The sequence below is a fragment of the Flavobacterium amylolyticum genome, from assembly GCF_048284335.1.
Lineage (GTDB): Bacteria > Bacteroidota > Bacteroidia > Flavobacteriales > Flavobacteriaceae > Flavobacterium.
Genome location: NZ_JBLVPG010000001.1, coordinates 304164 through 317574 on the forward strand (window position 1 = coordinate 304164; position 13411 = coordinate 317574).

Genomic DNA, 13411 nt, shown 5'->3' on the forward strand with positions numbered 1-13411 from the left:
TTTAATGGTATTAAACATCCAAAGTTACGATTAACTGAACCAACCAAAATATGACATTTAAAGAACAAATACAGCAAGGAATACCGTCTATCTTACCCAAATCAAAACCGTACGAAATAGAAATCAATCACGCACCAAAGCGAAAAGAAATTCTTTCTGGTGAAGAAAAAAAACTAGCGCTACGAAATGCCCTTCGTTATTTTGAACCCCACCATCATGCCGTATTAGTAAAAGAATTCTCAGAAGAATTAGAAATCTATGGTCGTATTTATATGTATCGTTTGCGCCCGGATTATAAAATGTTCGCGCGACCAATTGCGGAATATCCTGGAAAAAGTGAACAGGCAAAAGCAATTATGCTCATGATTCAAAATAATTTGGATTATGCTGTAGCGCAACATCCGCATGAATTAATTACCTATGGTGGCAATGGTGCCGTTTTTCAAAACTGGGCACAATACCTATTGACTATGCAATATTTATCGGAAATGACCGATGAGCAGACTCTGACGATCTATTCAGGACATCCCATGGGATTATTTCCTTCGCATAAAGAAGCTCCAAGAGTTGTCGTTACAAACGGAATGGTAATTCCTAATTATTCTAAACCCGACGATTGGGAAAAAATGAATGCATTAGGCGTTTCACAATACGGGCAAATGACGGCAGGAAGTTACATGTACATTGGTCCGCAAGGAATCGTACACGGAACAACAATTACGGTTTTGAATGGTTTTAGAAAAATAAAACGCAGTCCAAAAGGCGGCTTATTCGTCACTTCGGGTTTGGGCGGAATGTCTGGTGCACAACCTAAAGCAGGCAATATTGCCGGTTGCATCACCGTTTGTGCCGAAGTAAACCCTAAAATTACGCACATTCGCCACAGTCAAGGATGGATCAATGAAGTGATTGAAAATGTGGATGAACTCGTAAAAAGAGTCTTTTTGGCGCAAGCCAATAAAGAGATCGTTTCCATTGGGTATCTGGGTAATATAGTTGATGTTTGGGAAAAATTTGACCAAGAGAATATCCATATCGATTTAGGATCTGATCAGACTTCGCTACATAACCCTTGGGCTGGCGGCTATTATCCTGCTGATATTTCCTTTGAAGACGCCAATGAAATGATGGCTGATACTCCTGATCTATTTAAAATAAAAGTTCAAGAAACTTTACGCCGTCATACGACTGCAATAAATAAACATACTGCTAAAGGAACCTATTTCTTTGATTACGGTAATGCTTTTTTACTGGAAGCCTCCCGCGCCGGTGCTAATGTAATGGCCGAAAACCAAATCGATTTTAGGTATCCAAGTTATGTACAAGATATTATGGGGCCCATGTGTTTTGATTATGGTTTTGGTCCTTTCCGTTGGGTTTGTGCTTCTGGAAAACCGGAAGATTTAGCCAAAACAGATGTAATTGCCTGCCAAGTTCTCGAGGAAATAGCTAAAACTGCACCTGAAGAAATTCAACAACAACTACAGGACAATATCCATTGGATAAAAGGTGCTCAGGAAAATAAACTGGTCGTAGGCTCCCAAGCTCGCATTCTTTACGCCGACGCTGAAGGACGGGTAAAAATTGCCGAAGCATTTAATCAGGCTATTGCTAATGGAGAAATAGGAACTATTGTTTTAGGACGCGATCACCACGATGTTTCGGGAACTGATTCTCCGTATAGAGAAACATCTAATATTTATGACGGTTCCCGTTTTACAGCCGATATGGCAATACAAAACGTCATTGGAGACAGCTTTAGAGGAGCAACTTGGGTATCCATCCACAATGGCGGCGGCGTAGGCTGGGGCGAAGTGATTAACGGTGGATTTGGTATGGTTCTTGATGGTTCAAAAGAAGCTTCAAAACGTTTAACATCAATGCTTTTCTGGGATGTTAATAATGGGATTTCTAGAAGAAGTTGGGCTAGAAATGAAGGAGCATTATTTGCCATAAAAAGAGCTATGGAAACGCAACCTTTATTGAAAGTTACCATCCCTAATATAGTAGCCGATAATTTGTTGGATTTTTAAAAATTTGAGCGTATCTTTAAATAACATAAAGTAAACCAAACAGTCATATCATGAAAGCAATTAAACTTATACCCGTATTTCTACTTTTCATAATTGCCTCTTGCAGTTCTGTAAAAGTATATTCAGATTATGATAATAATGTAAATTTCAGTCAATACAAAACGTATGCCTTTCATAAAAAAGGAATTGATAAAGTTGAAATTTCAGAATTGGACAAAAAAAGAATCCTGAATGCCATAGACCAAGAATTGGGTAAAAAAGGAATGACCAGAAGCGAAAACCCCGATCTGCTAATTAATATACTAACCAAAGAAAGGGAAAAAATTGATGTAAACCAATACAACGCAGGATGGGGTTATGGTTGGGGATGGGGATGGAATCCATATTTATGGGGCGGAAGAAGCACTTATGTTTCGTCATCAACCGAAGGAACACTGTATATTGATTTAATCGATGCTAAGAAAAAAGAATTAGTTTGGCAAGGCGAAGGTGTAGGATACTTAACTGAAAATCGCTCTGAAAAAGAAAAACAAATTAATGAATTTGTGGCAAAAATTCTTGAACAATTTCCGCCTAAAGCAAAATAGTTTACTATTACATTTCAACATAAAAGCCTACCTTTGCGTAGGCTTTTTTCATACCCAATCATGGCACAATTTAACGACATTATCACATTCGAAGATATCAAATTACTAGTGGATACTTTTTATTCTAAAGTTCAAAAAGATGAATTTATCGGACCCATATTCAACGAAAAAATAGGCAACCGTTGGCCGGAACATTTAGAAAAAATGTATCGCTTTTGGCAGACTATTTTACTTGAAGTGCATTCCTATTCCGGGAGTCCTTTTCCACCACACAAACAATTACCGGTTGCCAAAGAACATTTTGATCGCTGGATGCAAATTTTTACGGAAACTACCGATAGTTTATTTGCAGGTCCATTAGCCGAAGAAGCGAAACTTCGTGCCAAAAATATGGCTGAAATGTTCCATTATAAAATTGACTATTTCCGCAATCTTGAAAAAAATCAAACAAACAATTCGTAGTTTTTAATCCAAAATCAGTTCCTTTTTGCAAACAGCAACACACTATTTTATGCGCAAACTATTATTTCTTGTCGTTATACCCACTTTTCTACTTTCTTGTTCCAATTTAAAACAAACCACTAAAAACAAACCAACTCCAAGTTTAAAACTGATCCGTTACATTGAAATTCCTTTTGATGAAATGTTTCAAAATACAAAAGTGGGCGGATTGTCCGGAATCGATTATGATGCAAAAAACGATTTGTATTATTTGATAAGTGATGACAGATCCGTGTTTAACGATTCTAGATTTTATACTGCAAAAATTCGTTTGCTCGAAAATAAAGTAGAAGGGATCGATTTCCAAAGTGTCAGCACTTTAAAAAATGAAACTGGAAAAGTGTATGGCAATTGGAACACCACGCCAACAACCTCCGCAGATCCCGAAGACATCCGATTCAATCCAAAAACAAAGACTTTGGTTTGGTGCAGTGAAGGCGCGCGAGTGCTAACTGCAGATAAGGAAGTTTTACAGAATCCTTCGTTGAATTTCATGGATTTAAAAGGTGATTTTCTGGGTAACATCACATTACCTGAAAATTTAAAAATGCACCAACTGGAAAAAGGTCCAAGAAATAACGGCACTTTAGAAGGGATTACTTTTGACAAAAACTATAAAAACATCTTTGCGAACATTGAAGAACCGCTTTTTGAAGATGGCAACCAAGCCAATACCAGCAAAGGCGGTTTGATCCGATTGTATCAATTTAATGCCAAAACAAAAAAGAACACCGCTCAATATGGCTACCAACTGGAGCCTATTGCTCGTGAGCCTAATCCGAAAGGGACTTTTGCTGTCAATGGTGTTTCGGCAATTCAGTATTATGATAAAAACCAATTGTTGGTTGTGGAACGTTCCTATTCTACCGGAACACAAGCCTGCACTGTAAAAGTATTTTTATGCGACTTGAAAAAGGCCACTAACGTTAAGAATCACCCTTCCTTGCAAAACCAAAAATTAGAATTGGCTTCTAAAAAACTGTTGCTGAACATGGATGATTTAGGAATTTTTATCGATAATATCGAAGGGCTTACTTTTGGACCTAAATTGGCAAATGGTAATCCATCCATCATTTTTGTTACGGATAATAATTTTTCTGACAAACAAAAAACACAAGTTTTGGTGTTTGAGTTGGTGAAATAGTCAATACAAAAACATCTTCTAATCCCCTAGCCCGATTACTTCACTATACTTTTATTTTTAATGGAGTTCAGTGAACTTCGTTTGCAATGAAAAGCTTTTTGCAAAAGCCGTTTTGGTTTTTCTTGTTGCAGCAGAGCGACTTCTCTCCCCAACCCTCTCCAAAGGAAAGGGAGAAAATAGGAAAAACTCTTTAATTTGCTCCTGCGGTAACGGTAGAAGAACGAACGGATTTGCAAAAACTTGTAATGAAAAGCGGGAAATCGCTCTTGGAATTCGTACTTTTGCAATAAAACTACAACGTTTTCGATATGAACACAACTATAGAAAGCAATCCGTTATTAGACCGATTGCCAAAACACTTAAAACAATTCATAAAATCTCAGAATTATAGTGATTACACGCCCATAAATCAAGCGGTTTGGCGGTTTGTGATGCGCAAAAACGTAGATTATTTGTCAAAAGTCGCACATAGTTCCTACTTAGAAGGTTTGAAGAAAACGGGAATCGAGATTGATAACATCCCGAGTATGTATGGCATGAACCGAATTTTGACCGAAATAGGTTGGGCTGCCGTTGCCGTGGACGGATTTATTCCGCCGAATGCTTTTATGGAATTTCAGGCGTATAATGTCCTTGTAATTGCTTCTGATATTCGCCAACTTGAACATATAGAATACACGCCCGCACCGGATATCATTCATGAAGGTGCTGGTCACGCGCCCATTATTGCCAATCCTGAATATGCGGAATACCTGCGTCGTTTTGGAGAAATAGGCTGTAAAGCGATTTCTTCGCATAAAGATTACCAAATGTATGAAGCCATCCGACTGCTTTCTATCTTGAAAGAAGCTGAAGATACGCCGCAAGCCGATATTGATGCTGCCGAAAAAGCAGTGGAAGATTTGCAAAATAATATGGGTGAATTATCAGAAATGGCACAAATTAGAAATCTGCATTGGTGGACTGTGGAATATGGCTTGATAGGGACTACTGATAATCCCAAACTTTATGGGGCTGGACTCTTATCATCTATAGGTGAAAGTGCGTGGTGCATGACGGATAATGTAAAGAAAATTCCTTACGACTTATCAGCAGCGAACCAGAGCTTTGATATTACGAAACTGCAACCACAGCTTTACGTCACTCCAGATTTTGCTTATTTAAGCTTGGTTCTGGAAGAGTTTGCTAATAAAATGGCGTTGCGTACTGGAGGATTGTCAGGAATTAATAAACTAATTCATTCGAATGCTTTAGGAACGATTGAATTGAGTACTGGAATCCAGATTTCGGGAGTTTTCACCAATGTTATTGAAGAAGAAGGAAAACCTGTTTATATTCAAACAACGGGAAAAACAGCATTGTCATACCGTGAGAAAGAATTAGTAGGCCATGGAACGGCTAAACATGTCGAAGGTTTTGGAAGTCCTATTGGAAAATTAAAAGGAATAAATCTCGCCATTGAAGACATGAGTCCTAGAGATTTAAACGCCTATTCCATCACTGAAAACAAAAGTGTAACCTTGGCATTTGAAGGAAATATTACCGTCACGGGAGAAATTATCACTGGATCACGTAACCTGCACGGAGAAATTATTTTAATCAGCTTAAAAAACTGTACCGTTACTCACGGAAAAACTATTTTATTTCAACCAGAATGGGGGATTTACGATATGGCTGTAGGTAAAAAAGTGATTTCTGCTTTTTCGGGCCCAGCTGATGTAAACAGTTTTGATTTAATTTCGCATGTCCCGACAAGCAAAACCATCAAAGCAAAACACACTGCAGAACGGGATGATTTAGAGGTTTTATACAAAGCGGTTCGAAATAGTAGAGAAACCAAGGATACAGAAACTTCTTTAGTGCCAATTTTTAATAAATTACGCACCAATCACCCAAACGACTGGCTATTAGCTGTTGAAATTACGGAGCTTTTGAAAGAGAGAAACGAACCGCAACTACTACAAGAAACAATGATTTATCTCAATCAATTAAAAGAAAAAAGACCCGAAGTAGCGCATTTGATTGCTGGTGGTTTGGATCTTATTTTTGACAAAGAGAAAGCTTAAAAATAAATGAACCGCAGATTTATAGATTATTAGAATTATCTAAAATCTATGACCCGAGCCAAAGTAAACAGGCAAAGCAATCTGCGGTTCATTTTATTATAATTTTATTTTTTGCCCAAAATCTTTTTCGCTTTCGATTACCTTTCCTTCGTATTGCAATTTCCAACCCATGGTATTGGTCAAAATCAATATTTTAGATAATTCACTTATCAAGCGGTTCTGAGCATTCGTTTTCAATGCTGATTTTTCTATTTTCTTAGCTAGATTCGCTTTTACCGATTTGTTGATTTTATTGTAATCATCCCCCGTAAATGGATTTAATTTACTTTGTTCTACATTATAGAACTGAATATCCGGGCTTATTTTTATCTCTTCTTTAGGAATACTGAGAATTGTGATGGTTTTGTTTTTTTCATTGATGTCGTACTTCATTTTGTGTAAATCATACGCAACGGTTACATCAGCATTGACGATAACCAAGGCTTTTTTTTCGAATGAAAGCATATCCAATAAGTATTTTTGCTGGTTCTTATAGGTAATCACTTCCGAGAAATGACCTTCAGTAACTACTAATTTTCCAACATTTAGAATTTGTTGTTGAATGAGATTCGTATTGTACTGGATCTCTTCATCATCTTTTTTCTTAAAATCGCAGTATTTGAATAATAAAAATATTCCACCGATAACTGCTACTCCAATAAGTATTCTTCTAAGCATAATTAAAATTTCAGGAATGAATATTGATTCTCCAATTTAGTGATTTTTTCTCTTACTTTCAACTCAAACTTTAAATGGCTTTCAGAATTGGGGTTAAAAGGCTTGTGGGAAAGATTTTTTTGAATCCCTTCCACTTCGTCCATCAAATCAAAAGCAGTTTCAGAAATCGTTGTTTCCTTGAAACGTTTCCAAATATAATCGATTGCCACTGGATTGGGATGCAACATATCTTCTGCATAAAAACGGTAATCCCGAAGTTCATCCATCATAATTTCGTAAGAAGGAAAGTATTCGGTATTCAGCTTGCATTGTTCAGAATTCAGAATACTGTGAATAGCCGAAATCAAATGTGCTTTACTCAACTGATTCTCCACAAAACCGTCTTTTATATGTCGTACTGGTGAAACCGTGAAGATAAAATTACAATTAGGATTTATTTTTTTGATTAAATCAATGGTGTTTTTAATAGAATTCTCAATTGTCCCCACTGACAAAATTTCTTTTTTAAATTGATTTTGCGGCATTTTATGGCAATTGGCAACAATAGCATTACTTTCAAAATTTCGATAAACCCAAGAAGTTCCAAAAGTGACAATTAGATGCGAAGCTTGAAATAGTTGTATCAATGAAATTCTTAAAACAGTATTCAATTTTCCAAGCAATTCATTTTGGTTAACATCACTAAAATCTGAATGAACCTCATAACAATGCCAGCGTTCATTATGAAAAAAAATATCTTTCTCTGTAAAAAAAAATTGATTAGCAATACGGTAAATTAGTTTTTCAATAGAGACTGGATTGAAAATTATTCCGAAAGGATTTATAGTATTTTGAAATTTAAAATAATTGAATTTCTCACCCATGTTTTCCGCAAAACACGAACCCAAAGACACAATTTTAGAATTGTAATCTAAAGGATAATTACTTTTAGAAATGGGAATTTGGGTTCTGAATTGCATTGTTTTTTATTTACTACAAATTTGAATAATTTTAGCGAATTATATGAGATTTAGTTCTTTTTTCATTGGTATAAAAAAACCCTTTCAGAGTTTTAAACTTTGAAAGGGTTTATCAATCCTATACACTCAAAAATTTATTCATAAAAATATTGAAAAGTTGCATCGTGAATATTCTTTCCATTATAGATATAATACGCTTTCATCTCACTAGGATATCCGCTAGCATTATAAGTATATTGATTAAATGTAGGGAAAAAGACAGAAATATTAGATTTCGAAACATTATTAAACTTATGCAAATGATATCGTAAGGTTGAGGCATTATAAAGAGGTGCAATCTCTTGAAAGATAATTTTATTTAAACCTAAAACATTCTTTTTAGCATTTGATTTCGAATCATACTCAAAACTGGCAAAAAGAAAACTAGCATCCAAAGACTCTGATTTAATAAGATTTTTATTTGCATCAAAAGAAAACTTTCCTTCCCAAATTTGAGTTTCTATCATATCCCTAGAATCACTAGAGAACATTTTGCAATTGACAGTATTCATATTTATTTTATTATATACTACTCTCAACACGCCTTTAAACGTATCAAAATATTGTTCTCTGGTAGAAGAAATTAAATCTTCGTTACTATCGTACAAAAAATCTGTTTTCAGAACAAGTTTATCGTGATTAGCATTAATATTTTTTACTTTTATACTCGTAATTAAATTACCCGTATAAGTGTATTCAGTTTTATAATTATACAAAAAACCTATATTCCCAACTACCGAAAGATCTTTTTTTGCTATAACTTCACTTACGATTTTGTTCCCGTTGTAAACAAAATCAGTCGTACTCATTTCTTTTCCATCCCTATCTAATTCAATAATTTTTTTGACGAGTACCGATGGTGGCGTTACCGTTATATCACTTTCGCTATTATCGCTTGAACATGATGATAATATCAAAACACTTAAGATTAAAGTTATTTTTTTCATATTATAATTTTTAATAAATTAAATAATAAAAAACCAATTTAACACTATTAATTGTATAAAAAAAACTCAAATATCTTTTTACAATATTTGAGTTTTAAATAAATTATGAATATAATCTTCAAGAAATATTTTACTTAACAAAGTCAATCGCTTTTTCCAATGCTTGTTGAATTCCAGCCACATTCTTCCCTCCTGCTGTCGCAAAAAATGGTTGTCCACCACCGCCACCTTGGATAAATTTACCCAATTCACGAACTACTTGTCCTGCGTTTAGGTTTTTCTCCGCCACTAATTCTTTAGAAATATAACACGTTAACATTGGTTTTTCTTCCTCTGCTGTTGCCAAAACTAGAAATAAGTTATTCCCTAAATTCCCTAATTCATACGCTAAATCTTTTACTCCTTCCACATTCAAATCAACTTGTTTTGCGAGGAATTTAACGCCATTGATTTCTTGTATCTCTGCTGTTAGACTCGCTTTCAAATTTTTAACTTTATCTTTCACCAAAGTCTCAATTTGTTTGGCCAATTTAGCATTTTCTTCTTGCATCGAATGAACGGCTTTCAAAATGTCCTGAGGATTTTTCAAGGCTGTTTTCACTTCATTCAATGTGTTTTCATAGGATGCAAAATGTGCTTTCACGGCATCACTTGTAATGGCTTCGATTCGACGAATTCCTGCTGCAACCGCGCCTTCTGAAACGATTTTGAAATGCCATATTTCAGCTGTGTTTTTTACGTGGATTCCCCCACATAATTCCATGCTTTCGCCAAATTTAATAGCACGAACCTCATCTCCATATTTTTCTCCGAATAATGCCATCGCTCCTTCTTGAACTGCTTGTGCAAAAGGAATATTTCTTCTTTCAATTAGTGGTAATTGCTCTTGAATTCTTGCGTTTACAAAATCCTCTACTTGTTGCAATTCAGTTTCCGTCATTTTAGCAAAGTGCGAAAAGTCAAAACGCAAATAATTTGGATTTACCAAAGATCCTTTTTGTTCCACGTGTGTTCCCAAAATACTTCTTAACGCTTGGTGCATTAAATGTGTAGCCGAGTGATTTCTAGAAGACAAGCTTCTCAAATCCTGATTCACCTTGGCCACAAAACCAGCATTTATATTTTCCGGTAATTTTTTTGCAAAATGCAAAATCAGGTTGTTCTCTTTTTTAGTATCGATGATTTCAATGGTTTCATTTGCAGAAACCAAAGTTCCCTTTTCACCAACTTGCCCACCACCTTCCGGATAGAATGGTGTATTATCTAAAACGATTTGGTACAAAACACCATCTTTTTTACTGTCTACTTTACGGATGCGCGTAATTTTTACCTCAGTTTCAATTTGATCGTAACCCACAAACGTTTCTACATTTCCAGGGATTAATACGGACCAATCTTCAGTAGAAACTTCTGATGCGGCACGTGAACGCGCTTTTTGAGCTTGCATGGCTACATTAAAACCAGCTTCGTCGAGTTCGAATCCTTTTTCTCTAAGGATTAATGCCGTTAAATCAATTGGGAATCCAAAAGTATCGTATAATTCAAATGCTTTAGTACCTGAAACTGTTGTCCCTTTCGTTTCGGCAACTACATTTTCCAGTAATTGTAGTCCTTGGTCTAATGTTCTCAAGAAAGAAGCTTCTTCTTCCCGAATCACATTGGTAACCAATTGTTGTTGCGATCTGATTTCCGGAAAAAATTCCCCCATTTGATCGGATAAAACGCCAACCAATTGGTTGATAAACGGTTCTTTGGTATTCAAGAACGTAAATCCATACCGAATCGCACGACGCAAAATTCTACGAATTACATATCCTGCTCCTGTGTTTGATGGCAATTGTCCGTCAGCAATAGCAAAAGCTACCGCACGAACATGATCAACCACTACACGAATAGCAATATTGGTCTTGTTTTGTTCTTCACTAGTATTTAAAACTTCGTTTGAAGTGTATTTTAATCCGGTTATTTGTTCTACTTTTTCAATAAGTGGTGTAAAAACATCCGTGTCATAATTAGATGTTTTTCCTTGCAATGCCATACACAAACGCTCAAATCCCATTCCGGTATCAACGTGTTGCGCAGGAAGTTTCTCTAAAGAACCATCTGCTTTACGGTTGAACTCCATAAATACGTTATTCCAGATTTCTACTACTTGCGGATGGTCATTGTTCACTAAACTTTTTCCTGAAACTAACGCTTTTTCTTCATCTGATCGTAAATCAACATGAATTTCGGAACAAGGCCCACAAGGTCCTTGGTCCCCCATTTCCCAAAAGTTGTCTTTCTTGTTTCCAAGAATGATTCGGTCTTCGTCAATCAGTTCCTTCCAGATATCCCAAGCCTCTTGATCGAATGCTACATTCTCCTCTGGATTTCCTTCGAAAACAGAGACGTATATATTTTCTTTCGGGATTTTATAGACCTCTGTCAAAAGTTCCCAAGCCCAGTTGATGGCTTCTTTTTTGAAATAATCTCCAAAAGACCAGTTCCCCAGCATTTCAAACATGGTGTGGTGGTACGTATCAAAACCTACATCTTCTAAATCGTTATGTTTTCCAGAAACACGTAAGCATTTTTGTGTATCGGCAATTCTATTGCTTTTTGGTGTGGCGTTTCCAAGAAAATATTCTTTGAACTGAGCCATTCCTGAGTTGTTGAACATCAGGGTTGGATCCTCTTTTAGAACTATAGGTGCTGATGGAACGATTAAGTGTCCTTTTGATGCAAAAAAATCTAGAAATTGTTTGCGTACGTCTTGTGATGTCATTTTTTTAATTTAAATAATTAAAGATTTAAAGATTACTTAGAATCAAATCTTTTAATTTGTTTTGCCTCAGATATCAGTGAAAAGCTTCGTAGTTTTGAAATTTATTTCTCTTGAGATGACAGAGCGACTTCAGGAAGCTCTTGCTGGATCATAAAAAAATTCAAGACGAGAACTTGTAACGAATAGCTGGAATAGGCACATTATAATATTTATTCCTGAAAAAAGGGTGTAACAAATGAAACATTTATTAAATTTGTTCGTCTTATCTTTTACAGTGTGCAAAAATAGGGTATTTTAAAATATGTCGAAAGTAAAATATTATTACGATTCCGAAAATCTAGCCTATAGAAAAATAAAAACACGAAAAAGAATAAAATTCGGTGTTATTCTATTGTTTTTATTGGCATCGGCATTGTTTGGTTTCTTAAGTTTTATTGTTTTATTAAATACTCCGTATTTTGAAACTCCAAAAGACCGTTTTCAGGCACGCGAAATTGAAAATTTGAGATTAAATTATGCTATCCTGAACAAACGGATGGATCAGGCAAACAATGTTATTGAGGCAATTGAAGACAGGGACAATAATTTATACCGGGTTTATTTTAACAAATCCGCTATTGCGGATACGATTCGAAAAGCAGGATATCCCGAAACAAATAGGTACAAAATATTACAAGGGTATGACAATTCACAATTGGTGATGAATACCACAAAAAGAATCGACATTTTAAGAAAAGAACTAGCGATTCAATCAAAATCGTTAGATGTGATTTTGAAATTAGCAGAGGCCAAAAGTGATTTGTTATCAGCTATTCCTGCCATTCAACCCGTTCGTAACGAAAATTTAAAACGATTAGCCTCTGGTTTTGGATATAGAACTGATCCCTTTACCAAGGTACGAAAAATGCATGAGGGCATGGATTTCTCAGCAAATACAGGAACACCAATTTATGCCACGGGCGATGGAGTTGTAACAAAAGCTGACAATACCGCATCTGGATATGGCAATCATATCGTCATTCGGCACGGATTTGGATACGAAACCTTGTATGCACACTTAAATAAGTACAATACCCGCAAAGGAAAACGTGTAAAACGGGGAGATATAATAGGATATGTAGGGAATACCGGAAGATCCGAAGGACCGCATTTACATTATGAAGTGCACAAAGACTCCCGCGTAGTAAATCCTCTTAATTTTTATTATGGAAATATTTCAGCAGTGGAATATGTTGCTATCGCACAATTGGCTAACCAAGAAAATCAATCATTAGACTAATGCACATTCAATTATCCGCAGACAAAAGATATTACAGCATTGGCGAAGTCGCTAAAGCCTTTGACGTGAATGCTTCCCTGATCCGTTTTTGGGATAATGAATTTGACATTCTGAAACCAAAAAAGAATGCTAAAGGGAACCGAATGTTTACACCGGAAGATGTTACTAATTTACAATTGATTTATCACTTGGTCAAAGAAAGAGGTTTTACGCTGGAAGGCGCAAAAACACATTTGAAAGAAGGAAAAAAGAAGACCTTGGACAAATTTGAAATTATTAGAAAATTAGAAACAATACGAACCCAATTAACAAATATTAAAAACGAATTGTAATACACTCTGATTACAAATAAATTGAATATTTCAAACAATT

Annotated in this window: 12 protein-coding genes; 8 read left to right on the top strand and 4 right to left on the bottom strand. The window is 35.6% G+C overall.

Translation table 11 applies throughout. The features are described 5' to 3' along the window. Window positions 1–50: 50 nt before the first annotated feature. From ACNQF9_RS01355 to ACNQF9_RS01380, 6 genes are all read left to right on the top strand, one after another. Window positions 51–2033 (top strand): urocanate hydratase, encoded by a 1983-nt coding sequence (locus ACNQF9_RS01355; protein ID WP_417989487.1) that lies wholly within the window; start codon window positions 51–53, stop codon window positions 2031–2033. A gap of 50 nt (window positions 2034–2083) precedes the next feature. Beyond that, entirely contained in the window at window positions 2084–2620 is a 537-nt protein-coding gene (locus ACNQF9_RS01360) for a DUF4136 domain-containing protein (protein ID WP_417958473.1), read from the top strand. Window positions 2621–2680: 60 nt separating this feature from the next. Beyond that, entirely contained in the window at window positions 2681–3082 is a 402-nt protein-coding gene (locus tag ACNQF9_RS01365) for a group III truncated hemoglobin (RefSeq protein WP_417958474.1), read from the top strand. 49 nt (window positions 3083–3131) lie between these two features. Beyond that, entirely contained in the window at window positions 3132–4265 is a 1134-nt protein-coding gene (locus ACNQF9_RS01370) for an esterase-like activity of phytase family protein (RefSeq protein ID WP_417958475.1), read from the top strand. 70 nt (window positions 4266–4335) lie between these two features. Then, complete coding sequence (locus tag ACNQF9_RS01375) at window positions 4336–4656, top strand: hypothetical protein (RefSeq protein WP_417958476.1); 321 nt, start codon at window positions 4336–4338, stop codon at window positions 4654–4656. Continuing rightward, complete coding sequence (locus tag ACNQF9_RS01380; protein WP_417958477.1) at window positions 4574–6331, top strand: aromatic amino acid hydroxylase; 1758 nt, start codon at window positions 4574–4576, stop codon at window positions 6329–6331. Before ACNQF9_RS01375 ends, ACNQF9_RS01380 begins: the two co-directional genes overlap by 83 nt. A gap of 96 nt (window positions 6332–6427) precedes the next feature. On the opposite strand, the gene ACNQF9_RS01385 is transcribed toward ACNQF9_RS01380, so the two are convergent. From ACNQF9_RS01385 to alaS, 4 genes are all read right to left on the bottom strand, one after another. Next, window positions 6428–7048, bottom strand: a complete 621-nt coding sequence (locus tag ACNQF9_RS01385; protein WP_417958478.1) for a DUF4230 domain-containing protein — start codon at window positions 7046–7048, stop codon at window positions 6428–6430. Between the two features lie 2 nt (window positions 7049–7050). Next, a complete protein-coding gene (locus ACNQF9_RS01390; RefSeq protein ID WP_417958479.1) occupies window positions 7051–8007 on the bottom strand; it encodes a GSCFA domain-containing protein in 957 nt (318 codons plus the stop codon). A gap of 134 nt (window positions 8008–8141) precedes the next feature. Further along, window positions 8142–8993, bottom strand: coding sequence for a hypothetical protein (locus tag ACNQF9_RS01395; RefSeq protein WP_417958480.1), 852 nt, complete (start codon window positions 8991–8993; stop codon window positions 8142–8144). Window positions 8994–9123: 130 nt separating this feature from the next. Further along, a complete protein-coding gene (gene alaS / locus ACNQF9_RS01400) occupies window positions 9124–11760 on the bottom strand; it encodes an alanine--tRNA ligase (RefSeq protein WP_417989488.1) in 2637 nt (878 codons plus the stop codon). A gap of 301 nt (window positions 11761–12061) precedes the next feature. Here alaS and ACNQF9_RS01405 point away from each other — a divergent pair, with 301 nt between their 5' ends. Both ACNQF9_RS01405 and ACNQF9_RS01410 read left to right on the top strand, forming a co-directional pair. Further along, window positions 12062–13039, top strand: coding sequence for a M23 family metallopeptidase (locus ACNQF9_RS01405; RefSeq protein ID WP_417958482.1), 978 nt, complete (start codon window positions 12062–12064; stop codon window positions 13037–13039). Further along, window positions 13039–13371: a MerR family transcriptional regulator gene (locus ACNQF9_RS01410; RefSeq protein ID WP_417958483.1), complete on the top strand. Its 333-nt coding sequence runs from the start codon at window positions 13039–13041 to the stop codon at window positions 13369–13371. Before ACNQF9_RS01405 ends, ACNQF9_RS01410 begins: the two co-directional genes overlap by 1 nt. The last annotated feature ends 40 nt before the right edge of the window (window positions 13372–13411 follow it).

Excerpts from the sequence above, each read along its gene's own strand:
- ACNQF9_RS01380 (WP_417958477.1), top strand. The coding sequence starts at position 4,574 with ATGAACACAACTATAGAAAGCAATCCGTTATTAGACCGATTGCCAAAA.
- ACNQF9_RS01385 (WP_417958478.1), bottom strand. The coding sequence starts at position 7,048 with ATGCTTAGAAGAATACTTATTGGAGTAGCAGTTATCGGTGGAATATTT.
- ACNQF9_RS01365 (WP_417958474.1), top strand. The coding sequence starts at position 2,681 with ATGGCACAATTTAACGACATTATCACATTCGAAGATATCAAATTACTA.
- ACNQF9_RS01370 (WP_417958475.1), top strand. The coding sequence starts at position 3,132 with ATGCGCAAACTATTATTTCTTGTCGTTATACCCACTTTTCTACTTTCT.
- ACNQF9_RS01410 (WP_417958483.1), top strand. The coding sequence starts at position 13,039 with ATGCACATTCAATTATCCGCAGACAAAAGATATTACAGCATTGGCGAA.
- ACNQF9_RS01360 (WP_417958473.1), top strand. The coding sequence starts at position 2,084 with ATGAAAGCAATTAAACTTATACCCGTATTTCTACTTTTCATAATTGCC.
- ACNQF9_RS01395 (WP_417958480.1), bottom strand. The coding sequence starts at position 8,993 with ATGAAAAAAATAACTTTAATCTTAAGTGTTTTGATATTATCATCATGT.
- alaS (WP_417989488.1), bottom strand. The coding sequence starts at position 11,760 with ATGACATCACAAGACGTACGCAAACAATTTCTAGATTTTTTTGCATCA.
- ACNQF9_RS01390 (WP_417958479.1), bottom strand. The coding sequence starts at position 8,007 with ATGCAATTCAGAACCCAAATTCCCATTTCTAAAAGTAATTATCCTTTA.
- ACNQF9_RS01405 (WP_417958482.1), top strand. The coding sequence starts at position 12,062 with ATGTCGAAAGTAAAATATTATTACGATTCCGAAAATCTAGCCTATAGA.
- ACNQF9_RS01355 (WP_417989487.1), top strand. The coding sequence starts at position 51 with ATGACATTTAAAGAACAAATACAGCAAGGAATACCGTCTATCTTACCC.